We start from the raw sequence: 20,960 nt of genomic DNA on the forward strand, positions 1-20,960 counted from the left end.
AGGCCTACTATGTGCCGCATGGCCCGACCGCGCAAGCCCCTCCTGAGTAGAGACCGCATCGTCGAGGCGGCGAGCGCGCTCGTGGACGCCGAGGGACTCGACGCCGTCTCGACCCGTCGGCTCGCGGCGGAGCTGGGGGTCAGCGGGCCCTCGCTCTACAACCACTTCCGCAACAAGGACGAGATCCTCGACGCGGTGGCCGACGCCGTGTCCGCGAAGGTCGACCTGTCGATGTTCGAGGAGGCCGACCCCCGCGACTGGCCGGCCGCCCTGCACGACTGGGCCGTCTCCTACCGTGCGGCACTCGCCGCGCACCCGCACATCGTCCCCGTGCTGGCCCAGGGCCCCGGGCGCAGACCGGCCGGCCTGCGGGTCGCCGACGCCGTCTTCGGCGCGATGGTCCGGGCCGGCTGGCCCCCCGCCCAGGCGACCTACATCGGCGCGCTGATGCGCTACTTCATCACCGGCTCGGCGCTCGGCTCCTTCGCCCGCGGATTCGTCGACGACGAAACGGCGTACGACCCCGCCGACTACCCCCACCTCGGTCAGGCCCACCTGCTGGCCGACCGTCGCCAGCAGGTCGACGAGGGAGCCTTCGAGACAGGCCTGCGGGCCCTGCTGGACGGGCTCGCGCTGCAGTACGAGCAGACCGCGCCGAGCGGCACTCTTCGGCACTCGCCGAACGGTCGCTGACGCATCCTGGACCGTATGGCTCGCAAGACCCCGCACGGTCCGGCCGCGTCCCACCTCGCCGCCCTGGCCTCGCTGCTCGCCGACGAGACCCGCGCCGCCTTCTGTCTCGTCCTGCTCGACGGCCGCGCCTGGACGGCGGGCGAGCCGACCCGGCATGCCGCAGTGGCCCCTTCGACGGCGAGCGAGCACCTGGGGAAGCTGGTCGCGGGCGGTCTGCTGACGCAGGAGCGCCAAGGCCGCCACCGCTACGTGCGGCTCGCCGGCAGCCGCAACGCTCGCCTCGTCGAGGAGCTGGCCGCCCACTCCCTTCCCGAGCGTGACGAGGAGCGTCCACGCACCCTGCGCGCGGCAGGCATCAGCAGCGCCCTGGCCAGGGGACGCACCTGCTACGACCATCTCGCGGGGCGGCTCGGCATCACGGTCACGGACGCGATGACCGCACGGGGGCCGCTGCGCCAGGACACCGGGTTCGCCCTCACCGACGACGGACTCGACTGGTTCGCGGCGCCGGGAATCGTCCTGGAACCCGACGGACGACGGCCGCTCGTACGGGGGTGCCTGGACTGGACGGAGCGCCGCCCGCACCTCGCGGGGGCCGCCGGGGCCGTGCTGTGCGGTCACGCAACGGAGGCGGGATGGTGCGTTCGCATCGGGTCCGGCCGCGCGGTGAAGGCGACGCCGGCCGGGGAGCGCGCCCTGTCGGAACTGCTCGGAATCGAAGCGGAAACCATTCGGTAGGTTGCCGAAGCGTCCCCGGGCTCAATGGCAGGCCCCGGGCGGAGCCGGTGGCCCCGGTTCCCTGACCCGGGCCACCGGCCGGGAGCTCCTAGAAGACGACGAGCGCGCGGCCGCCCTTGCCCGCGATCATGTTCTCGAAGGCCGCCGGAATGCCGTCCAGCGCGATCCGCTCCGTCACCAGCATGGAGAGGTCGAACCGTCCGGCGCGGATGTGTTCGGCGAGCACCGGAAGGTCTCGGGCCGGGTCACTGTTCCCGTACACACAGCCCGTGAGCGAGCGGCCCCAGTGGAAGATCTCCAGGGCGTTGAAGGACACCACCTGGTCCTTGCCGCCGATACCGACGACCGTGGTGCGGCCGCCGCGGCGGGTGGACTCCCAGGCCCCGCGGATCGTGGCGGGCCGCCCCACGCACTCCACGGCTACGTCCGCGCCCTGGCCGCCGGTGAGCTTGCGGATCTCGCGCGGGGTGGTGTCGGAGGCGATGACGTAGTCGGTGGCACCCGCCTTGCGGGCGAGCTCCTCCTTCTGCGGTGAGACATCGACCGCGATGATCTTCGATGCCCCGGCGATCCGCGCGGCCTGCAGGACGGCGAGGCCGACCCCGCCGACCCCGAAGACGACGACGCTCTCGCCCTCACGGACCCGGGCGGAGTGGTGCACCGCGCCGTATCCGGTCAGGACCGCGCAGCCGAGCAGCGCGGCGTCGGTGAGCGGGATGCCGGCCGGGGCGGGCAGCACGCAGTTCGCGGCGACGACGGTCTCCTGCGCGAACGCCGCGACGTTCAGCCCCGGGTGGAGCTCCGTGCCGTCGGCCGTGCGGGCGTGGACGTTGGCCGCGCCCTTCAGCGCGTCGGCGCAGAGCCAGACCTCACCGATGCCGCAGTGGAAGCAGTTCCCGCAGGACGGCGCCCAGTTGAGGACGACCGCGTCACCGGGGGCGATGTCGGTCACCCCTTCACCGACGGACAGGACGGTACCGGCGCCCTCGTGGCCGAGGACGGCGGGGACGGGCAGCCGCATGGTGCCGTTCGTCAGGGACAGGTCCGAGTGGCAGACGCCTGCGGCGGCGAGCGAGATGTTCACCTGGCCGGGGCCGGGCTCGGGGAGTTCGATGTCGGTGATCTCCAGGGGAGCTCCGACGGCGGGCAGTACAGCGGCGCGGACCACGAACAGACTCCTTGACGGTCGGTGGGGCGGTGCGTGTCCTGGAAGCAGTCCCGCCCGCGGGCGGTGCAGGCGGGACGTGCAGGACACGCCCTAGAACTGGAGGGACTTGGTCTGCAGGTACTCGGCGAGGCCGTGCGGGCCGAGCTCGCGCCCCACTCCGGACTGCTTGTAACCGCCGAACGGCGCCAGCGGGTTGAAGCGGCCGCCGTTGATGTCCACCTGCCCGGTGTCCATGCGGCGGGCGAAGGCGACGGCCTCGGCGTCGTCGGCGGCCCAGACCGCCCCGGCCAGCCCGTACACGGTGTCGTTGGCGATCCGCAGGGCGTCGTCCACGTCCTCGTACCGCAGGATCGAGAGCACCGGGCCGAAGATCTCCTCGCGCGCGATGGTCATACCGGGGGTGACGTCGGCGAACACGGTGGGGCTGACGTAGTACCCCCGCTCCTTGGGCGCCTCGGGTCCTCCTGCGACGAGGCGGGCGCCTTCCTCGATGCCCTTCTCGATGTATCCGCGCACCCGGGCCTGCTGCTTGGCGTTGACGACGGGGCCGACCCGCTCCCCGGGTACGTACTTCGCCACGGCCGCCACGGCGAGAGCCACGGCCTCCTCGTACCGCTCGCCGTCGACCAGCATCCGGGTCCACGCGCTGCACGTCTGGCCCGAGTTGGACATCACGTTGGCGACGCCGACGTTGACCGCCTTGGCGAGATCGGCGCCGGGGAGGATGACGTTGGCGGACTTGCCGCCGAGTTCCAGGGCGACGCGCTTGACCGCCGCTCCCGCCGTGGCGCCGATCCGCCTGCCGACGGCCGTGGACCCGGTGAAGGAGACGAGGTCGACGTCCGCGTGCTCGGCGAGTGCCTGTCCTGCGACCGGGCCGAGACCGGTGACCAGGTTGAAGACGCCTGCGGGCAGTCCCGCCTCCTGGGTGACCTCGGCGAAGAGCTGGGCGGTGAGCGGGGTGTCCTCGGCCGGCTTGAGCACGACGGTGCAGCCGGCCGCGAGCGCGGGGGCCACCTTGGCGACGATCTGGTGGAGCGGGTAGTTCCAGGGGGTGATCGCCCCGACCACGCCGACGGGCTCCAGCAGGACGGTGGAGTTGCCCAGCTTATCCTCGAAGGAGTAGGAGGCGGCCAGTTCGGCGTACGAGCCGGCGACCAGCACCGGTACGCCCGCGTGCACCATCTGGGACAGCGGCAGCGGCGAGCCCAGTTCCGCGGTGACGGTCTCGGCGATCTCGTCCTTGCGGGCGGCCAGCGCGTCGCGCAGGGCGGCGATCCGTGCGGCGCGCTCGGCGGGCGGGGTGGCCGCCCAGCCGGGGAACGCGGCGCGTGCGGCGCGTACCGCGGCGTCGACGTCCTCGGCGGTGCCCGCCGGGACGTGACCGATGACCTGCTCGTCCGCCGGATTCACGACCGCGATCGTGTCCCGGCCCGCGGCGGGCCGCCACTCCCCGCCGATGTACATCCCGTCATGCGCCTTCATGGCTGTTCCTCCCGGGCTTGCTGTGCCTGCCGCCGTAGCCGTGCGTCGTACGGACGGATGCCGTCCCGGCCCCAAACTAGCGCTGTTAGTTTTTCGGCGCCAGGGAACGGCTGGAGACACAGGTCACGCACGGCCGCGGCCGGCAGTCACACGTCGAGCCCCGGAATGACCTTGGGCAGGGGGCAGATCCGGCGCCCCGAGTGGTCGAAGACGTACAGATGCGCCAGGTCGACGAGGAGCGGAACCTGCCCGCCGGCCCGCAGCCGCATGTCGGGGCCGGTGCGCACCACGAGGTCGCTCGCCGTGACGGCCGGCCGGTCGGGGCTGCGCACGGCGTACGGTTCCGCGTCCGGCTCGTCGAGTACGGCGACGGATCCCGTGGCGCGCTGCTTCAGGCGTTCCAGTACTCCGATCCCGCCACCGGGTGCGCGACGGCGGCGTTGCGGCGCCTGCCGGCTGGCCGACTCCAGGTCGGGCACGACCGCGGGCTGTGAACCCGTGTTGAGGTGGACGAGCGCCTCGTGCCCCTGGTACTCGACGTGCTCGACGATGCCGCTGAGCGCGACCTCGCCGCGGCGGGCATGGCTGGGCGGGGCGATCCGGACGGCCTCGGAGCGCAGGCCGACGATGATCCGGCGTCCCTGCTGGATGCGGAGCAGCTGGTGGTCGGGGCTGAGCGGTTCGGCCAGCGGCAGGCGCTGGCGCCCGAGGTCGATGGACATGCGCCCATCGAGCGGGGCGTGCACGACGGCCTGGAGCAGATTGATCCTGGGGGTGCCGATGAACGCGGCGACGAACACGTTCTCGGGTGTCGCGTAGACCTCACGCGGCGTGCTGACCTGCTGGAGCACCCCGCCGCGCATCACCGCAACCCGGTCGCCGAGCGACATCGCCTCGGCCTGGTCGTGCGTGACGTACACGGTGGTGACGCCCAGCTCCCGGGTGAGCTGGGAGATCTCGGCCCGCAGGTGGTTGCGTAGCTTCGCGTCCAGGTTGGACAGGGGCTCGTCCATCAGGAAGGCGGAGGGATGGCGCGAGATGGCCCGGCCCATCGCGACCCGCTGACGTTCGCCGCCGGAGAGCTGGCCCGGATAGCGGTCGAGCACGCTTTCGATGCCGAGCATCCTGGCCGTGGCCTCGACGCGCTCGCTGTTGTCCCTGCGCGGGTTCTCCAGCTTCAGCGGGAAGCCGATGTTGGCGCGATTGGTCATGTTCGGGTAGAGCGCGAAGTTCTGGAAGACCATCGCCATGCCGCGTTCGCGCGGCGACACGTGGTTCGCGGGCTCGCCGTCGAGCAGCAGCTCCCCCTCGGAGATCTCCTCCAGGCCCGCGATCATGCGGAGCACGGTCGACTTGCCGCAGCCGGAGGGCCCCAGCAGCACGACGAACTCGCCCGGGTCGACGGACAGCGAGAAGTTGTCGACGGCACGCGGAGCCCGTCCGTACGTCTTACTGACGCTGTGCAAGGAGATGGCACGAGTCATGGTTCCGCCCGGGGAGGTGGGTGGGCTGCACGTGGGGAGCGGCTGCGTGGCCGAAGTTAGCCCACCGGGCGGGGTGTGGGAATGACTCGTGCGCAGGTTAAGCAGTTAAGTCGGCGAAGTTGCGGAGCAGGCCGGATGTGTCAGGTGGGGTTCCGGTTTGCGCAGGGGTGTCCGGTCACTGGGACGGGTGGGACAGGTGAGGTGGAAGGGACGGGAGGTACGTCTGACGCCTGCGTCCGGCCGCCGCGCAGACCGAGCCCCGCGGCCCCGACGAGCAGCACGCCCAGCATCACGAACGGTGCGGCGCTGCCCGCGACTCCCGCGGTGAGGCCCGCCGTCGCGGGGGCGGCCACCTGGCCGAGGCGGTTCCCGGTCAGCCGGAGGGCCAGCGCGGTGGAGCGCGCCTTCGCAGGCGCGGCGCGGACGACGGTGGTCATCGACAGGGGCTGGCCCACTCCCAGGCAGAAGCCGAGCAGGGCGAGCATCACGGCGAGCACCGGAACGGGCACGGGCAGCGCGATGCCCGCGCAGATCAGGCCCCCGAGCAGGCAGGTCGTGGTGAGCAGCGCGTTCCGGCCGAGGATCCGCAGCATCGGTGTCATCGCCAGCCGACAGGCGATGGTCGCGGCGGCCCGGAGACTCAGCAGCAGTCCGACCGTGGCGGGTGCGATGCCGCGTTGTTCGCCGACGACCGGCAGGTAGGCGGTGAGGATGTCGGTGGCGGAGAGCACGGCAAGGCTGATGAAGATGCCGGCCGGGACGCCACGGGTGCGCAGGATCCGGCCGACCGGCACCTTCTGTGCCGCCTCCGAGGGGGAGTCGACGGCCGTCCGGTGCTCGATGCGCCACAGCGCGGTGAAGGACAGGACCGCGACGGCTGCGGAGACGAGGAGGGCGAGGGCGCTGGTACGGGCCAGGGCGCCGTCCCGCTCCGAGATGAGGTAGCCGGCGACGATCGGGCCGATGAGCTGGCCGAGGGAGGCGCCGATCGTGAAGTGGCCGAAGTTGCGGTCCTGTTCGGCGGGCGCCGACTGCCGTGCGACGAGTGACTGCGCGCCGATCACGAAGCAGAGGTGTCCGAGGCCCATGAGTCCGCTCCAGGCCGCCAGGGCCGGGAGGGAGCCGGCCGTGCCGCTGAGTGCGCAACCCCCGCCGATCAGTACGACCCCGAGCGGCAGCAGGGGGCCGCAGCGGCCGTGGTCGGTCCTGCGGCCCAGCGGTACGGCGGCGAAGAGCGGCAGGAGCGCGTACACACCGGCGATGACGCCGATCGCGCTCTCGTCCGCGCCGAGCGAGAGGGCCCGGTAGGAGACGGCGGGCCGCGCCATCGACACCGCTCCCTGGGCGAAGGCGAAGGCGATGACGAGGCGCAGCAGCCAGCCCCTGCCGGGCCGTGGTTCCGCAGGCATCAGATGATGCCGAAGAGGATTCCGGCGCCGAGGACCACCAGCGAGGTGAGCACGGCCCACTTGACGGTGAACCTGGTGTGGTCGCCGAACTCGACCTTCGCCATGCCGACCAGGACGTAGACCGCGGGCACGAGCGGGGACGACATGTGCAGGGGCTGGCCCACCAGGGAGGCCCGGGCGATCTCCAGCGAGGAGACGCCGTGGGCGGCACCGGCCTCGGCGAGCACGGGCAGGACGCCGAAGTAGAAGCCGTCGTTGGACATGAAGTAGGTGAGAGGGAGGCTCAGTACGCCGGTGACGACGGCCATGTGCGGGCCCATCGCCTCGGGGATGGCCCCGACCAGCCAGTCGGCCATGTGATCGACCATGCCGGTGCCGGTGAGCACCCCGGTGAAGACGGCGGCCGCGAAGACCATGCCGGAGACGTTGAGCACGTTGTCGGCGTGGGCGGCGATGCGGGCCCGCTGGTCGGGCATGTGGGGGAAGTTGACCGTGAGGGCGAGGGCCGCGCCGAGGAGGAAGAGCACCGGGATCGGCATCATTTCCAGGATCATCGACGCCAGCAGGGCGACGGTGAGGCCAGCGTTGAACCAGTAGAGCCTGGGGCGCAGGGTCGGCCTGTCGGGGTCGAGCCCCTTGAGGTCCTGGTCGCTGTCACCGGCCGCGTGGTCCTCGGCGCCGTCACCGCCGCCCGCGGAGGGCGTGCCCTTCACCGGCCGGTCGTCGCTGCCGCCCGCGCCGACGAGAACGGTCTCGGGTTCCCGCACGAGCACCTCGTCGAGAGTGAGTGTGCCGAGGCGCTTGCGCTCTCGACGGCCCAGGACGCACGCCAGGAGGATGACGGCGAGCAGTCCGACGGCGAGGGCCGGGATCATCGGGACGAAGATGTCGGCCGCGTCCAGCTTGAGCGCGGTGGCCGCGCGGGCGGTGGGACCGCCCCAGGGCAGGGTGTTCATGACACCGTTCGCCGTGGCGGCGACACCGGTCATCACGACCAGGCTCATCTTCAGCCGCTTGTAGAGCGGGTACATGGCCGAGACGGTGATCATGAAGGTGGTGGAGCCGTCGCCGTCCAGCGAGACGATCGCGGCGAGCACCGCCGTGCCGATGACGATCCGCATCGGGTCGGCCTTGCAGAAGCGCAGGATGCCCCGGACGACGGGATCGAAGAGACCGACGTCGATCATCACGCCGAAGTAGACGATGGCGAACATCAGCATCGCCGCGGTCGGCGCGAGGGTGCCGACGCCTTCGATGACGAAGTCGCCGAGCTTCGCGCCCTGCCCGACGGCTACGCAGAAGAGTGCGGGGATCAGGACCAGCGCCGCGATCGGCGACATCTTCTTCATCATGATCAGGACCAGGAAGGTCGCGATCATGGCAAATCCGAGGATTGTCAGCATGGGGGTTACCTAACGTTCACCTTTGAACTCTCACCGGTCTCGGCGGTTCGGATGACGTTAGGTGTCCCGTCGGGCTGTTAACAAGACGTTGACGTGTGAGCAATACGAGCAAAACCCCAGGTCAGAGCGTTGGCGTTACGGAGACCGGGACGGCGTTGAGCACAGCGGTGCCGGACAGCGGGTCCAGGAGGGTGCCGTCGAGCAGCTGGTTCACGTTGACTCCCGGCCCGGTCTCGGCGACGGACATGCGCGTGCCCGGACGGCTGTGCCCCCAGCCGTGCGGAAGGCTCACGACTCCGGTCCGTACCGCGTCGGTGACCTCGGCGGGCGCCTCGACCTCGCCGCCCGCCGCGGTGATGCGTGCCGTGGCACCGTCGGCGAGCCCGATGCGGGCGGCGTCGTCGGGGTGGATCTGCAGGGTGCAGACGTTCGAGCCGCCGCGGAGGGAGGAGACGTTGTGCATCCAGCTGTTGTTGGAGCGCAGATGGCGGCGGCCGACGAGGACGAGGCCCGTGGGCCGTTCGTCCAGCGCCTCCCGCAGCCGTGGCAGGTCGGCGGCGATGGGGGCCGGCAACAGCTCGATGCGGCCGCTGCGGGTCCTGAGCAACTGCGGGACGCGGGGCTTCAGCGGACCGAGGTCGATGCCGTGCGGGTGCGCGAGGAGCCCTTCCAGCGTGAGGTCGTACGGGCCGAGGCGCAGCATCAGGTCGAGGCGACGCTCCGCGCCGGTACGGCCCGTGAGCTCGGCGGCGAACTCCTCCGGGAGGCCGGCCCGGGTGAGGGCGGCGGCGATGGCCATGTCGTCGACCGTCTCGGGCGGTGCGCCGTGCATACCGCCGACGGCGAGGACGAGCCGGGCGAGGATCTCGCTCTCGGCCATGCGGTCGTCCTCCAGCGGGACGGCCGCGCGGGTGTAGCGGACCTGGTTGTGCACGGCGAGGGAGTTGAGGGCGAAGTCGAAGTGGGCGCTCTGCGAGGGCGGTGGCGGCGGCAGCACGACGTCCGCGTGGCGTGAGGTCTCGTTGAGGTACGGGTCGACGCTGACCATGAAGTCGAGGCCCTCGGCGAGCGCCCGGTCGAGCCGGTCACCGTCGGGCGCGGAGAGCACCGGGTTGCCCGCGACGACGATGAGTGCACGGATCCGCCCCTCCCCCGGGGTCTCGATCTCCTCGGCGAGCGCGACGACGGGGAGTTCACCCTTGGCCTCGGGGTGCCCGGAGACACGGCTCGCCCAGCGGCCGAGCGCGAAGCCCTTGCCGGGGGCGGCGGCACGGGGTGCGCGGGCGGTGGCGGAGAGCGGGAAGAGTGCGCCGCCCGGGCGGTCGAGATTCCCCGTGAGGATGTTGAGCACGTCGACCAGCCAGCTCGCCAGGGTGCCGTGTTCGACGGTGCAGCTGCCGATGCGCCCGTAGACGGCCGCGGCGGGGGCGGCTGCCAGTTCGCGGGCGATCGCACGAATGGTGCCGGCGTCGATGTCGCAGGCGGCTGCCACCGCTTCGGGCGTGAAGTCCTCGATGGCCTCCGCGAGTTCGTCGTAGCCGTCGAGATGCTCGGCCAGCGCGCCGGGGTCCGCGAGCTTCTCCTCGAGCAGGACCTGAGTGAGCGCGGCGAGCAGCAGGGCGTCGGCCCCGGGGCGGATCGCGACGTGCCGGTCCGCGAGGCGGGCGGTGCGGGTGCGGCGCGGGTCGATGACGGTGAGGGTGCCGCCGCGTTTGCGCAGCGCCTTGAGCTTGCCCGGGAAGTCGGGGGCGGTGCACAGGCTCCCGTTGGACTCGAGCGGATTGGCGCCGATCAGCAGCAGATGCGCGGTGCGGTCCAGGTCGGGTACGGCGATGGCGTTGGCATCGCCGAAGAGCAGGCCGCTGGAGACGTGCTTGGGCATCTGGTCGAGGGTGCTCGCGGTGAAGACGTTGCGGGTGCCGAGCGTGGAGAGCAGCAGTTGCGGATAGAGCCCGCCGGCCATCGTGTGCACGTTGGGGTTGCCGAGGACGACACCGACCGACTGCTTGCCGTGCTCCTCGGTCAGGGCCGGGATCCTCGCGGCGATCATGTCGAAGGCCTCGCTCCAGGTCGCCTCCCGCAGGACGCCGTCCGTGCGCACGAGTGGGGTGCGCAGCCGGTCGGGGTCGGCGTCCAGACCTCCGAAGGACGCGCCCTTGGGGCAGATGAAGCCCTGACTCAGGACGTCGTCACGGTCGCCGCGGGCGCCGGTGACCGTCGTTCCCTCGATGGTGAGGGTGAGTCCGCAGGTGGCTTCGCAGAGCGGGCAGATACGCAGAGCGGTGCGGGAATCGTGGGACATGGGCCCTCCCCGGGGCGGCGACAGCGGTGGCGCACGGGCATGCGCCGTCGGGCCGCGGACCGCACATCGGGTGCGAGCTCCCGGCCGGATCGAGCATACCGACCGGTACGGATGCTGGCGAGGTGTTGGCGCCACCTGTCATTCGAGGACCCGCGCGAGATAGGCCTGGATCAGCACGCGGGTCTCCTTTATCAGGGCCGGGTCGCCCGACGGATCGGCGTGGAAGGCGAGTTGGAGCACCGCGTCGGCGGCCTCGACGCAGACCAGTACCGTCCGTAGCAGATCGGTGTCGGGGTCGCGGCCGAGGTGGCCGGAGAGCAGGGTGGCCAGCCGGCCCGCGACCCTGCGGTTCGATTCGCCGAGCGGGTCGCCGGCCGGCGCGGGGGGGCCGAAGTCGACGAGGGCGAAGCCGGGGACCGAGCGCTTCATCGCCAGGTACTCGTCGAGTACGGCGTCGATGGCGCTCCGCCAGTCCTCGGTGGGGATGTCCGCGAGGCGCGCCACGATGCGCTCGGCGTAGAGGTCCAGATTGCGCTCGGCCAGTGCGTCGACCAGCCCCCGCTTGTTGGAGAAGAACCGGTAGACGGATCCGATGGGCACACCGGCACGGTCGGCCACCGCCCGGGTGGAGAGCTGTTCGTAGCCGGTCTCGTCGAGGAGCCCGGCGCAGGCGTCGAGGATCCGGGCGAGGCGGTCGGCACTGCGCTGCTGCACGGGGACGCGCCGGAGGTTCGTGTTCGCATGGGGCACGGCTCCATGATGCCGTGGGTCCGGCCGGGTGTTCATCCACCGTGCGTGCCCCCGGGGACCCGCCGAGCCGGTCCCGCCCGGCCGCAGCACCCTGGCCGCACCCGGTCCCACCGCGTCGCCGCGTCGGCCGTCACGGACACGGCACAGCGGTCCCCGTATGCCGTTGACGGGCGGCGTTTCGATTCCTACGGTTGTCCATAGGATTCTTCGTCAGGGGATCCATGGGATTCCTCTTCCAACGGGAGCGCATGATGAGTGGCACCGAACAGGCCAGGAAGACGGCGGAGACTCTCACGTACAGCGCCGGTTTCGGCAACGAGCACGGCTCGGAGGCCGTCCCGGGAGCGCTTCCGCACGGCCGGAACTCACCGCAGCGCGCACCCCTCGGGCTGTACGCGGAGCAGCTGAGCGGCTCGGCCTTCACCGAACCCCGCGCACACAACCGCCGCTCCTGGCTCTACCGGATCCGCCCCTCGGCGGCCCATCCCCCGTTCGTCCGCGTCGACAACGGCGCCGTGCGCACCGCTCCCTTCGCCGAAGCGGTTCCCGACCCCAACCGGCTGCGCTGGGACCCGCTCCCCGAGCCGGCGCCGGGTACGGACTTCCTGGCCGGCCTGTGGACGCTGGGCGGCAACGGCGACGCGACGCAGCGCACCGGAATGGCCATTCACCTCTACAGTGCGAACTCCTCCATGACGGACAGGGTGTTCAGCGACTCCGACGGCGAGCTCCTGATCGTGCCCGAGCGCGGCGGCCTCATGGTCCGTACCGAACTGGGACTGCTGCGCGCCGAACCCGGCCAGGTGGTGCTCGTCCCGCGCGGCGTCCGCTTCCGCGTCGAGCTCCTGGACACCACCGCCCGCGGGTACGTCTGCGAGAACTACGGTCAGCCGTTCGTCCTCCCCGACCTGGGCCCGATCGGCGCCAACGGCCTGGCGGCCGCGCGGGACTTCCTCGCACCCGTCGCGGCGTTCGAGGACCGTGAGGGACCGGTCGAGGTCGTCAACAAGTTCTGCGGGAACCTCTGGTCGGCGACGTACGACCACTCCCCGCTCGACGTCGTCGCCTGGCACGGCAACCACACCCCGTACGTCTACGACCTGCGCCGCTTCAACGTCCTCGGCAGCATCAGCTTCGACCACCCGGATCCGTCGATCTTCACCGTGCTGACCTCGCCGTCCGACACCCCGGGGCTGGCCGGAGTCGACTTCGTCGTCTTCGCCCCGCGCTGGCTGGTCGGCGAGGACACCTTCCGTCCGCCGTACTTCCACCGCAACGTGATGAGCGAGTACATGGGACTCATCGAGGGCGCGTACGACGCGAAGGCCGGCGGTTTCGTGCCCGGCGGCGGCTCGCTCCACAACATGATGTCGGCGCACGGACCGGACCGTGAGACCTTCGACCGGGCGAGTGCCGCAGAGCTGAAGCCGCAGAAGATCGACGACGGGCTGGCGTTCATGTTCGAGACCCGCTGGCCGGTCACGGCGACCGCGCAGGCCGCTGCCGCGGACCATCTGCAGCACGGGTACGACGACGTGTGGCAGGGTCTGAGCCGCAACTTCCGGCCGTGAAACCCCGAAGCCGGCCACTGCCCAGAGAGTCCAGGTGAACCGGATGAACCAGGTGAACGAGGTGAATCACACCCCCGCCTTCGCCCCCGACTCCCTCGTGCTGAACCGGAAGCTGCCCCTGTGGTACCAGGTCTCGCAGTCGCTGCGGGCCTCGATACTGGGCCGCCCCCAGGACGCCTCACCGCGGCTGCCCACCGAGGAGCAGCTCGCCGCGCACTACGGCGTCAGCGTCCTGACCATGCGCCAGGCCCTCAAGGAGCTGGAGACCGAGGGCCTGATCAGCAGGCACCGGAGGCGCGGAACGTTCATCGAGCCGCGCGCCCGGCGGGTGTCGCCGGTCCGGCTGCTGGGTTCGATCGACGCCATCGTCGCCCAGCAGTCGGGTGAGCGGACCACCGTCCTCGGCCATGGCGCCACCCCCGTCCCGGGCGATCTCGCCGAGTTCTTCCCCGACTGCTCCGAGGTGGTCGACTACCGGCGGCTGCGCTGCGACGACGGGACGGGCGAGCCCACCAACTGGGCGGAGAACGCGGTGCGTCCCGACATCGCGGCCGGGATCGACGTGGCCGATCTCGAGCGCTGGCCGATGACGAAGGTGCTGCGCGACGCGATCGGCGTGCGGATCTCCCGGATCACGGACACGGTCGAGGCCCGTCTCGCCGACCCGGCGACGGCGGAACTGCTCCAGGTCCCGCTGCTCAGCCCGATCCTGCACTACACGGGCGTGACGTACGACGACGACGGGCGGGTGGTGGACGTGGCGCGGATCCGGTACCGGGGGGACCGCTTCTCCTTCTCCGTGACGGTGGAAGCGCACTGACCACCCCGCCCCGACCGCCCGCCGTTACGATGCCCTGGGCGGCGGACGTGGCGACGGGGAGGACGACACGGTGGCAGCACGGGTGGCGGCCGGAGCCGGCGGGGCCGAGGGGATCCCGCTGCTCGACGACCTCATGCCCTGGTCGGTGCGGCCCCTGAGGACGGGGCGCCCCTGGGTGACCGCGCCGGACGCGGCCTCCCTCAGGGCCCGCTGGAATCTGCTCGTACAGGCCGAGGGCGCCGAGCAGGAACGGCTGTTCCGGTCCAGCCGCTCGCGCAGCCCCCTGACCCCGGCCGCGGCGCTGCCGGGCCGCACCACCGCGACGGGCCGGTTCGCCCGGGACCCGGGCCCGTACCCCGAACCGGTACGGATCCTGCACGGCCCCTTCGACGAGCAGTGGCTGATCCCCGACCAGCGGCTGCTCGACGCGGCCCGTCCCGAGCTGTGGCGGGTCGCCGACGGGCACCAGGTCTTCGCCGTCGAGCACGGATACGTACCGCAGGACACCGGGCCCGCCCTGTCCGTGACGGCGCTGCTGCCGGACGGGCACTCCCCCGCAGGCCGCCCGGGCCGGATCCGGCCGCTCTACCGGCGTCCCGGCGGCCGGGAGCCCAATCTCGCGCCGGGCCTGCCCGCTCTGCTGGGCGCCAGGTACGGGGCCCCGGTCTGCCCGGAGTCCGTCCTTGCCTGGGCCCTTGCCGCCGCCCGCCCCTCCCCCGCCGGATGTCTCGTGCCGCTGCCCGCCGACGGCACCCTGTGGGCCGAGGGTGTGGAGCTCGGCCGGGAGCTGTTGCGCCTGCAGCTGCGCGGGGCGCGCGGCGGGCAGCGTCCCCGGCTGCCGGGCGGGCGCCGGCCCTATGTGCGGGCCTCGATACCGCCCCGGCCGTCCGCGCTGCGCTACGACCCCGAGGACGAGGTGCTCACGCTCGGCGAAGGGCCGGGCGAGGGGCGCGTCTCACCCGTTCCGGCCGGGGCGTGGGAGTTCCGGGTGAGCGGCGTGCGGATGCTGGAGCTCTGGTTCGAGCGCCGCACGGACCGGGACGGGCGGGACGGCCTGGAGGCACTGCGCCCGCGCGACTGGCCGCAGGAGTGGACGTCCGAACTGCTCGAACTGATCACCGTGCTCGCCCTGTTGGGTGAACTGCGGTCCGCGCAGGAGGCGTTGCGGAAGCGGCTCTCGGCGCAGCCCGCTCTCACCCGCGACGCGCTACGCGCGGCCGGGGTGGTCCCGGCGCCCGCGACGGCTCGGCGGCCCGCCTCGGTCCTCGACCACCACGAGGAGGGCCCGGAGGGGCAGTTCGCGCTGCTGTGACCCCGGCCCCGGCAGGCGGCTACCGCTCGAACGAGTCCAGCACCCGGCCCAGCGCCCGGTCGAAGACCCCCTCCAGATCGATCGGCCCGGAGTCCTCGGCGAACCCGGCCGCCAGGCGCGGGTACGTGCCGGTCGCGATCTGGCTGATCAGGTACGTGGTGCGGGCCGCGTGCTCCTGCTCCTCGGTCCAGGGCAGCGAGCGGCTGCGTTCGGCCGTGGCGATCTCGTTGGCCGTGTAGGTGGTGACCACGCCGTTGACCATGGCGATGAGTTCCATCTTCTCGCCGAACCGGGCATCGAGCCCGTCCAGGATGCTCAGGGAGTACTCCATGTAGGCCAGCACGTTCGGGCTGAACCCGTAGACCGGTGACATCAGCCGCGGCACCCAGGTGTGGCGGTGCATCATCGCGCGGGCCTGGCGCGCGAGCGCCGTCATGTCGGCACGCCAGTCGCCGGACGGCTTCTCCGGCAGGTCGTAGCCGCCACTGACCGCGTCGAGCATCAGTTCGTACAGGTCCTCCTTGCGCGGCACGTAGTTGTAGAGCGACATCGTGCCGCAGCCCAGCTCCGCGGCCACCTTGCGCATCGACACCGCGTCCAGGCCCTCGGCGTCGGCGATACGCACGGCGGCTGCCGCGATGTCCGCACGGCTGAAAGCGGGCTTGGGCCCGCGGCCCGCCCGCTCGGGGCGCGCCCAGATCACTTCGGGTACAGGGGGTCGCCCCGCCATCGGTCATCACCTCGCTCACCATCGTAGTTACGTACACCGTACGTAGTGCGCTACGGTAGGCCCATGACAACTACGTACGCTGTACTTAGTGAAGGTCTGGAGAAGCACTACGGAGACGTCCACGCCCTGCGCGGGCTCGACCTCGCCGTCGCCGAGGGCTCCGTCTGCGGTGTGCTGGGGCCGAACGGCGCCGGAAAGAGCACCGCCGTCCGGCTGCTCACCACGCTGACGAGCCCGGACGGCGGCAGCGCGCGGGTCGCCGGCCACGACGTGGTCCGCGAGGCCGCCGCCGTGCGCGCGGCCATCGGGGTCACCGGGCAGAGCACCTCGATCGACGGCGAGCTCTCCGGGCGGCAGAATCTCCGCCTCTTCGCGCGGCTGCTCCGCCTCCGGGGCCGGGGGCCGCTCGCGCGCCGACGAGCTCCTCGAACGCTTCGGGCTGACCGAGGCGGCCGACCGCCCCGCCCGCACCTACTCGGGTGGCATGCGCCGCCGCCTCGACCTCGCCGCCGGACTCCTCACCCGCCCGCAGGTGCTCTTCCTGGACGAGCCGACGACCGGCCTCGACCCGCACAGCCGCAACCAGATCTGGGAGGCGGTACGCGAACTGGCGGGGCGCGGCACCACCGTCCTGCTGACCACGCAGTACCTGGAGGAGGCCGATCAGCTCGCCGACGACATCGTGCTGATCGACCGGGGCCGCGCCGCCCACCGGGGCACTCCGGCCGAACTCAAGTCCCTCATCGGCAGTTACGCGGAGGTCGTCGTCGCACACGAGTCGGCGCTCTGGGCCGCGGCGGCGGTGCTCGACCAGCTGACCGGCGCCGAACCGACGCTCGACCACGAGCACCGCACCATCGGCGTCGTCGCGTCCGACGCCACGCTCACGCTGCCGCGCATCGTCCGCGAACTGGACGCCGCGGGTGTCCCGGTGATCGATGCGAGCCTGCGCCCGCCCACCCTCGACGAGGCCTTTCTCCGACTGACCGACCGCGGCGACGTCCGCGCCCCGAAGGAGCCGGCAGCATGAGCACGACGACCCCGGTCCACGAGCGGATCCCTGCACCCGCCCCCGCACACGCCCCCACGGGCTCCCTGGCGGCCGACGGCCTGGCCATGGTGGGACGCCACCTGCAGAAGATCAAGGCCGCGCCCGGCGTGCTGATCCTGACGCAGACCATGCCGATCACGATGCTGCTGTTCTTCGGCTACGTGTTCGGCAGCGCGCTGGCGGTCCCGGGGCAGGAGTACCGCTCCTTCCTGGTGCCGGGCCTCCTCGCCGCAACGGCGGCCAACGGCCTCATGACCGGAATGTTCCAGGCGGCCCAGGACTGCGACCGCGGGGTGATGGACCGCTTCCGTACGCTGCCGATGAGCCGGGCCGCCGTGCCGCTCGGCTCCACCGCCGCCGAGGTGCTGACCACGGCCGTCGGCATGATCCCGCTGATGCTCGTCGGACTCGCGGCGGGCTGGCGGATCGAGGGAGGCCCGGCCGCCGCGCTCGGGGCGTACGGGCTGCTGCTGCTGTTCCGGTTCGCCACGTCCTGGGCGGGCTACTGGCTGGGCCTGGTCATCCGCAACGAGGAGGCCGCGGGGCAGCTGGGCAGCGCCACCTTCATCCTGCCGCTGCTCTCCAGCGCGTACATCCCGACGGACAACATGCCGGGCTGGCTGCGCACCGTCGCCGAGTGGAACCCGATCAGCGCCCTCGCCTCGGCCACCCGCGACCTCTTCGGCAACGCGGCCCCGGCCGAGGGCGCCGCCTGGCCGGTCGCGCACCCGGTGGCGGGCACGCTGGCCTGGGCGGCCGTCCTGCTCGCCGTGTTCGTCCCGCTGACCGTGCGCAGGTACGCACGGGGCACGCACTGAACCACCAGCGCCCGTGAGCGTGGGCGGACGGGATGACAGAAGTGCCGCGTACAAGGTAGGCACGGTGCTCATGAGCACTCAGCCCCTCCCCCTGGACGGCATCACCGTGGTCGCGGTCGAGCAGGCCGTCGCCGCCCCCTTCGCCACCCGCCAGCTCGCCGACCTCGGCGCCAGGGTCATCAAGATCGAGCGTCCCGACGGCGGGGACTTCGCCCGCGGCTACGACACCGCTGCGCGCGGACTCGCCTCCCACTTCGTCTGGTGTAACCGCGGCAAGGAGTCCGTCGCGATCGATCTCAAGGACCCACGCGGGCTGGCCGTGGTGCGCCGCCTCGTCGCGGACGCCGATGTGTTCGTCCAGAACCTGGCGCAGGGAGCGGCCGCTCGGCTCGGGCTGGACGCCGCCGCCCTCTGTGCCGCACATCCGCGTCTGGTGGCCGTGGACATCTCCGGGTACGGCGCCGAGGGGCCGTACGCGCACAAGCGCGCCTACGACATGCTCGTCCAGTGCGAGGCCGGCCTGGTGTCCGTCACGGGAACCCCCGGGCAGCCGGTGAAGGCGGGGATTCCCGCCGCCGACATCGCGGCCGGGATGTACGCCTTCTCCGGTGTGCTGGCGGCGCTGCTGCGGCGCGCCACCACGGGACGCGGCGGTCCGGTGGAGATCTCGATGCTGGACTCGCTGGCCGAGTGGATGGGGCATCCGCTGCACCACGGGATGTACGGGGGTGATACCCCGGCGCGCACGGGGCTCGCGCATGCCATCATCGCCCCGTACGACGCCTACAGCACCGCGGACGGGGAACAGGTGCTGCTCTCCGTACAGAACGACCGGGAGTGGCGCCGCCTCGCCGAACAGGTGCTGGAGCAGCCGGAGCTCGCGGACGATCCGGACTTCGCGACGAACACCGCCCGGACGGCGAACCGGGAGCGGACCGACGCGGTCGTGGGGCAGGCTCTCGCGCGGCTGACCGGCGCGGAGGCGCTCGCCGGGCTGGACACGGCGGGTATCGCCTGCGCACGGCTGAACACCGTCGCGGACGTGGCGGCCCACCCCCAGCTGGCCGCACGGGACCGGTGGCGGGAAGTGGCCTCACCGGTCGGCGCGTTGCGCACGCTGCTGCCGCCGATCACACTGCCGGGCGGGGCGGAGACGCCGATGGGTGCCGTACCGGCGCTGGGGGAACACACCGACGCAACGCTGCGGGCCCTGGGAATGACGGACGAGCAGACAGCAGCACTGCGCCGGGACGGAGTGATCGTGGGCACGGCCCTGAGCGGTGGGCCGGACCGGTCGTGAGAGGCCGTCGGTCAGCGGCGGCTGCCGAAGAGCGAACGGCGCAGTCGCCGCAGCGGCGCGAAGAGCGAGACACGCGCGCTCCTGCTCCTGCGGGTGTGCGCGGCGTCGCGCGAGGTGAGCTCGAGCATCAGCAGCGTCGCTTCCGCGGACTCACGCTGCGGAACGGCGGGGCCGCCCAGCACTGCGAGATGGCGGTCGAGGCGCGAACTGGTCGCACTGCTCCCACATGTAATGGCAGGTACACGCGCCCTGCTGCGCACCGTTATCTGTTCCATGTCACTCCCCACCCGTACGAGGGCACCCGGCCCGGGCAGGTTAACCCTATCGCCCCGCGATGACACTCGCGTATCCCGGTTGCGGGATTACGTACATGCATACGGAGGTTGACGGGCGGTCACCGAGTGCCGCGGATGGAGGAGACCCCGAAGGGCGGGGTCTCCTCCCCGGCGGACGGCCGGGCCGGTTGAGCTGCGCGACTACGGGCGGTGTCAGGCCGTCGAGTTGAAGACCGGCAGATAGCCGCCCGACTGCCCGGCGGCGGTGGGGTGGTAGGACTCGCCGATGTTGAGCCAGTTCACACTGTGCAGCCAGGCACTGCCCGAGCAGATCTCGTGGTTGGTGAAGGTGGAGGTGACGTCACCGAAGGTGAAGCCGTGGTCGGCGGCCCGCTTGGCGGTGGCCGCGTTGAGGTAGTCGGCAGCGCTGTTGATGGCGGCGCGTTCCTTCTCGCTGAGACCTGCGAGGCAGCTGCCGCCGAGCTTGTAGAAGCGGGGATAGCCGAGGACGACGACACGGGCGGCGGGTGCCTTGGCGCTGATCGCCGAGTACACGGAGTCGAGCCGGCCGGGCAGGGTCGAGTCGACGAAGGAACGGGCGGTGGCGATCCGGCTCAGGCAGGTGGACTCCGACTGCAGGACGCAGGTGGTCATGACGTCGGCGAAGCCCGCGTCATTGCCCCCGATGGAGATCGAGACGAGGTCGGTCGAGGAGTTGACGGGCCCGAGCTGACCGGCCGTGACATCGGCCGTACGCGCTCCCGAGCACGCGGTGAAGGAGAACGAGGCGGGCGCGTTGGCGGCGGCCCAGAGGGCCGGGTAGGCCCGGGTGCTGCGCTTGCAGTTGCCGCTCGCGCCGTCGTAGCTGCCGGCGCCCACGCCGGAGGAGTACGAGTCGCCGAGAGCCACGTAGTCGACCGCGGCTGCGGATTCATCGGCGTTGGCGACACCGGCCCCTGCCAGAGCGAGAAGGGTGCCGAGCAGGAGAGAGGACGAGAACGCCACGAGTCTGGACATTTTCATGGAACCTCCTTGGGCAGGATCTCTGCCTACTCCGTGGTAGCAGTCACGGCCGCGATTCCGGAAGTGTCCATGCCAAGACCATTCAGCAAGTGCTTCTTGACGCCCTCCTGGCGTTACGTCACATTGAAATCCGGCATCCGGCGCACAGGGGGCAAAGTCGCCAATGCGGATCATCAGTAGTGAGACAGGGTCAGTTCGGACAGATGTGCCGCCTGTTGCGACAGGTGCCGCCGTGGCGGTGGCGGGGGTGGGCGCCGTGCTGGCACTCAGCGACTTCGGCTCGGCATTGCGCGCCCCTTTCGCGCTCTATCACCTCTTCGCAACCCCGGCCGCCGCGCTCTCCGCGTGGCTGCCCGGCATGGACCGCACGAGCCGGCTGGTCGTCTCGGTCTCGGGGTCCCTCGCCGTCAATCTCCTGGCGGCGCAGGCGCTGACCGCACTGGACAGCAGGTCAGCGCGGAATTCCGTTCTGATCATTTCCGTCGCTGCGCTGATCATTTTTCTGTCGTCCCGGATTCCGAAGACCCGGAAAGGCCGAAGCAATAGGAAGTCCCAATTCCGCGCGCGAGCGTGACAGTCGGGCAAAAAACCGGAAAAAGCGAGACCTCATGGGAGGTCTTGCCATATA

General features: G+C 71.7%; 18 protein-coding genes and 1 pseudogene. 9 read left to right on the top strand and 10 right to left on the bottom strand.

Going from position 1 to position 20,960, the window contains the following annotated elements:
• Window positions 1-18 precede the first annotated feature (18 nt).
• Both OG844_RS07430 and OG844_RS07435 read left to right on the top strand, forming a co-directional pair.
• The gene (locus OG844_RS07430; protein WP_406388967.1) at window positions 19-693 is read left to right on the top strand and encodes a TetR/AcrR family transcriptional regulator; all 675 of its coding nucleotides are present in this window, start codon (window positions 19-21) and stop codon (window positions 691-693) included.
• A 15-nt stretch (window positions 694-708) separates the two neighbouring features.
• Complete coding sequence (locus OG844_RS07435; RefSeq protein WP_406388969.1) at window positions 709-1,431, top strand: ArsR/SmtB family transcription factor; 723 nt, start codon at window positions 709-711, stop codon at window positions 1,429-1,431.
• Between the two features lie 88 nt (window positions 1,432-1,519).
• On the opposite strand, the gene OG844_RS07440 is transcribed toward OG844_RS07435, so the two are convergent.
• From OG844_RS07440 to OG844_RS07470, 7 genes are all read right to left on the bottom strand, one after another.
• Window positions 1,520-2,599, bottom strand: coding sequence for a Zn-dependent alcohol dehydrogenase (locus tag OG844_RS07440; protein ID WP_406388971.1), 1,080 nt, complete (start codon window positions 2,597-2,599; stop codon window positions 1,520-1,522).
• Window positions 2,600-2,689: 90 nt separating this feature from the next.
• Entirely contained in the window at window positions 2,690-4,084 is a 1,395-nt protein-coding gene (locus tag OG844_RS07445) for an aldehyde dehydrogenase family protein (protein ID WP_406388973.1), read from the bottom strand.
• Window positions 4,085-4,230: 146 nt separating this feature from the next.
• On the bottom strand, window positions 4,231-5,568 hold the full coding sequence (locus tag OG844_RS07450; RefSeq protein ID WP_406388975.1) for an ABC transporter ATP-binding protein: 1,338 nt from the start codon (window positions 5,566-5,568) through the stop codon (window positions 4,231-4,233).
• A 140-nt stretch (window positions 5,569-5,708) separates the two neighbouring features.
• Entirely contained in the window at window positions 5,709-6,977 is a 1,269-nt protein-coding gene (locus OG844_RS07455) for an MFS transporter (protein WP_406388977.1), read from the bottom strand.
• Window positions 6,977-8,380 (bottom strand): CitMHS family transporter, encoded by a 1,404-nt coding sequence (locus OG844_RS07460; RefSeq protein ID WP_406388979.1) that lies wholly within the window; start codon window positions 8,378-8,380, stop codon window positions 6,977-6,979. The genes OG844_RS07455 and OG844_RS07460 overlap by 1 nt, the downstream gene beginning before the upstream one ends.
• A 121-nt stretch (window positions 8,381-8,501) precedes the next feature.
• A complete protein-coding gene (locus tag OG844_RS07465; RefSeq protein WP_406388981.1) occupies window positions 8,502-10,682 on the bottom strand; it encodes a molybdopterin oxidoreductase family protein in 2,181 nt (726 codons plus the stop codon).
• 138 nt (window positions 10,683-10,820) lie between these two features.
• Window positions 10,821-11,468 carry a TetR/AcrR family transcriptional regulator gene (locus tag OG844_RS07470; protein ID WP_406388982.1) on the bottom strand — a complete coding sequence of 216 codons (648 nt, stop codon included), beginning with the start codon at window positions 11,466-11,468 and terminating at the stop codon, window positions 10,821-10,823.
• Between the two features lie 215 nt (window positions 11,469-11,683).
• On the opposite strand from OG844_RS07470, the gene hmgA reads away from it, so the two are divergent.
• The 3 genes from hmgA (at window position 11,684) to OG844_RS07485 (ending at window position 15,135) form a co-directional block, all read left to right on the top strand.
• Window positions 11,684-13,003: a homogentisate 1,2-dioxygenase gene (gene hmgA, locus OG844_RS07475; protein ID WP_406388984.1), complete on the top strand. Its 1,320-nt coding sequence runs from the start codon at window positions 11,684-11,686 to the stop codon at window positions 13,001-13,003.
• A 43-nt stretch (window positions 13,004-13,046) separates the two neighbouring features.
• Window positions 13,047-13,823 (top strand): GntR family transcriptional regulator, encoded by a 777-nt coding sequence (locus OG844_RS07480; protein WP_406388985.1) that lies wholly within the window; start codon window positions 13,047-13,049, stop codon window positions 13,821-13,823.
• A 70-nt stretch (window positions 13,824-13,893) separates the two neighbouring features.
• Window positions 13,894-15,135, top strand: a complete 1,242-nt coding sequence (locus OG844_RS07485; RefSeq protein WP_406388986.1) for a type ISP restriction/modification enzyme — start codon at window positions 13,894-13,896, stop codon at window positions 15,133-15,135.
• A 19-nt stretch (window positions 15,136-15,154) separates the two neighbouring features.
• Here the strand turns inward: OG844_RS07485 and OG844_RS07490 are convergent, their stop codons facing one another.
• Window positions 15,155-15,865 (bottom strand): TetR/AcrR family transcriptional regulator C-terminal domain-containing protein, encoded by a 711-nt coding sequence (locus OG844_RS07490; protein WP_406388988.1) that lies wholly within the window; start codon window positions 15,863-15,865, stop codon window positions 15,155-15,157.
• 63 nt (window positions 15,866-15,928) lie between these two features.
• Here OG844_RS07490 and OG844_RS07495 point away from each other — a divergent pair.
• The 3 genes and pseudogenes from OG844_RS07495 (at window position 15,929) to OG844_RS07505 (ending at window position 19,034) form a co-directional block, all read left to right on the top strand.
• Window positions 15,929-16,895, top strand: a pseudogene (locus OG844_RS07495) (ATP-binding cassette domain-containing protein).
• Between the two features lie 86 nt (window positions 16,896-16,981).
• Entirely contained in the window at window positions 16,982-17,734 is a 753-nt protein-coding gene (locus OG844_RS07500) for an ABC transporter permease (protein WP_406396036.1), read from the top strand.
• A 70-nt stretch (window positions 17,735-17,804) separates the two neighbouring features.
• Window positions 17,805-19,034 (top strand): CaiB/BaiF CoA transferase family protein, encoded by a 1,230-nt coding sequence (locus tag OG844_RS07505; RefSeq protein WP_406388990.1) that lies wholly within the window; start codon window positions 17,805-17,807, stop codon window positions 19,032-19,034.
• 11 nt (window positions 19,035-19,045) lie between these two features.
• Here the strand turns inward: OG844_RS07505 and OG844_RS07510 are convergent, their stop codons facing one another.
• Both OG844_RS07510 and OG844_RS07515 read right to left on the bottom strand, forming a co-directional pair.
• Window positions 19,046-19,309, bottom strand: a complete 264-nt coding sequence (locus OG844_RS07510) for a hypothetical protein (RefSeq protein ID WP_329212691.1) — start codon at window positions 19,307-19,309, stop codon at window positions 19,046-19,048.
• 213 nt (window positions 19,310-19,522) lie between these two features.
• Window positions 19,523-20,332, bottom strand: a complete 810-nt coding sequence (locus tag OG844_RS07515) for an SGNH/GDSL hydrolase family protein (protein ID WP_406388992.1) — start codon at window positions 20,330-20,332, stop codon at window positions 19,523-19,525.
• A gap of 232 nt (window positions 20,333-20,564) precedes the next feature.
• Between OG844_RS07515 and OG844_RS07520 the strand changes: the two genes are divergently transcribed.
• The gene (locus OG844_RS07520) at window positions 20,565-20,906 is read left to right on the top strand and encodes a hypothetical protein (protein ID WP_406388994.1); all 342 of its coding nucleotides are present in this window, start codon (window positions 20,565-20,567) and stop codon (window positions 20,904-20,906) included.
• Window positions 20,907-20,960 lie beyond the last annotated feature (54 nt).

It is taken from the genome of Streptomyces sp. NBC_00887 (assembly GCF_045207585.1).

What these genes read in the sequence shown, in the direction of transcription:
- OG844_RS07430 (WP_406388967.1), top strand. Translation starts at nt 19, where the DNA reads ATGGCCCGACCGCGCAAGCCCCTCCTGAGTAGAGACCGCATCGTCGAG.
- OG844_RS07435 (WP_406388969.1), top strand. Translation starts at nt 709, where the DNA reads ATGGCTCGCAAGACCCCGCACGGTCCGGCCGCGTCCCACCTCGCCGCC.
- OG844_RS07445 (WP_406388973.1), bottom strand. Translation starts at nt 4,084, where the DNA reads ATGAAGGCGCATGACGGGATGTACATCGGCGGGGAGTGGCGGCCCGCC.
- OG844_RS07450 (WP_406388975.1), bottom strand. Translation starts at nt 5,568, where the DNA reads ATGACTCGTGCCATCTCCTTGCACAGCGTCAGTAAGACGTACGGACGG.
- OG844_RS07455 (WP_406388977.1), bottom strand. Translation starts at nt 6,977, where the DNA reads ATGCCTGCGGAACCACGGCCCGGCAGGGGCTGGCTGCTGCGCCTCGTC.
- OG844_RS07460 (WP_406388979.1), bottom strand. Translation starts at nt 8,380, where the DNA reads ATGCTGACAATCCTCGGATTTGCCATGATCGCGACCTTCCTGGTCCTG.
- OG844_RS07465 (WP_406388981.1), bottom strand. Translation starts at nt 10,682, where the DNA reads ATGTCCCACGATTCCCGCACCGCTCTGCGTATCTGCCCGCTCTGCGAA.
- OG844_RS07470 (WP_406388982.1), bottom strand. Translation starts at nt 11,468, where the DNA reads ATGAACACCCGGCCGGACCCACGGCATCATGGAGCCGTGCCCCATGCG.
- hmgA (WP_406388984.1), top strand. Translation starts at nt 11,684, where the DNA reads ATGAGTGGCACCGAACAGGCCAGGAAGACGGCGGAGACTCTCACGTAC.
- OG844_RS07480 (WP_406388985.1), top strand. Translation starts at nt 13,047, where the DNA reads ATGAACCAGGTGAACGAGGTGAATCACACCCCCGCCTTCGCCCCCGAC.
- OG844_RS07490 (WP_406388988.1), bottom strand. Translation starts at nt 15,865, where the DNA reads ATGGCGGGGCGACCCCCTGTACCCGAAGTGATCTGGGCGCGCCCCGAG.
- OG844_RS07500 (WP_406396036.1), top strand. Translation starts at nt 16,982, where the DNA reads ATGGTGGGACGCCACCTGCAGAAGATCAAGGCCGCGCCCGGCGTGCTG.
- OG844_RS07505 (WP_406388990.1), top strand. Translation starts at nt 17,805, where the DNA reads ATGAGCACTCAGCCCCTCCCCCTGGACGGCATCACCGTGGTCGCGGTC.
- OG844_RS07510 (WP_329212691.1), bottom strand. Translation starts at nt 19,309, where the DNA reads ATGGAACAGATAACGGTGCGCAGCAGGGCGCGTGTACCTGCCATTACA.
- OG844_RS07515 (WP_406388992.1), bottom strand. Translation starts at nt 20,332, where the DNA reads ATGAAAATGTCCAGACTCGTGGCGTTCTCGTCCTCTCTCCTGCTCGGC.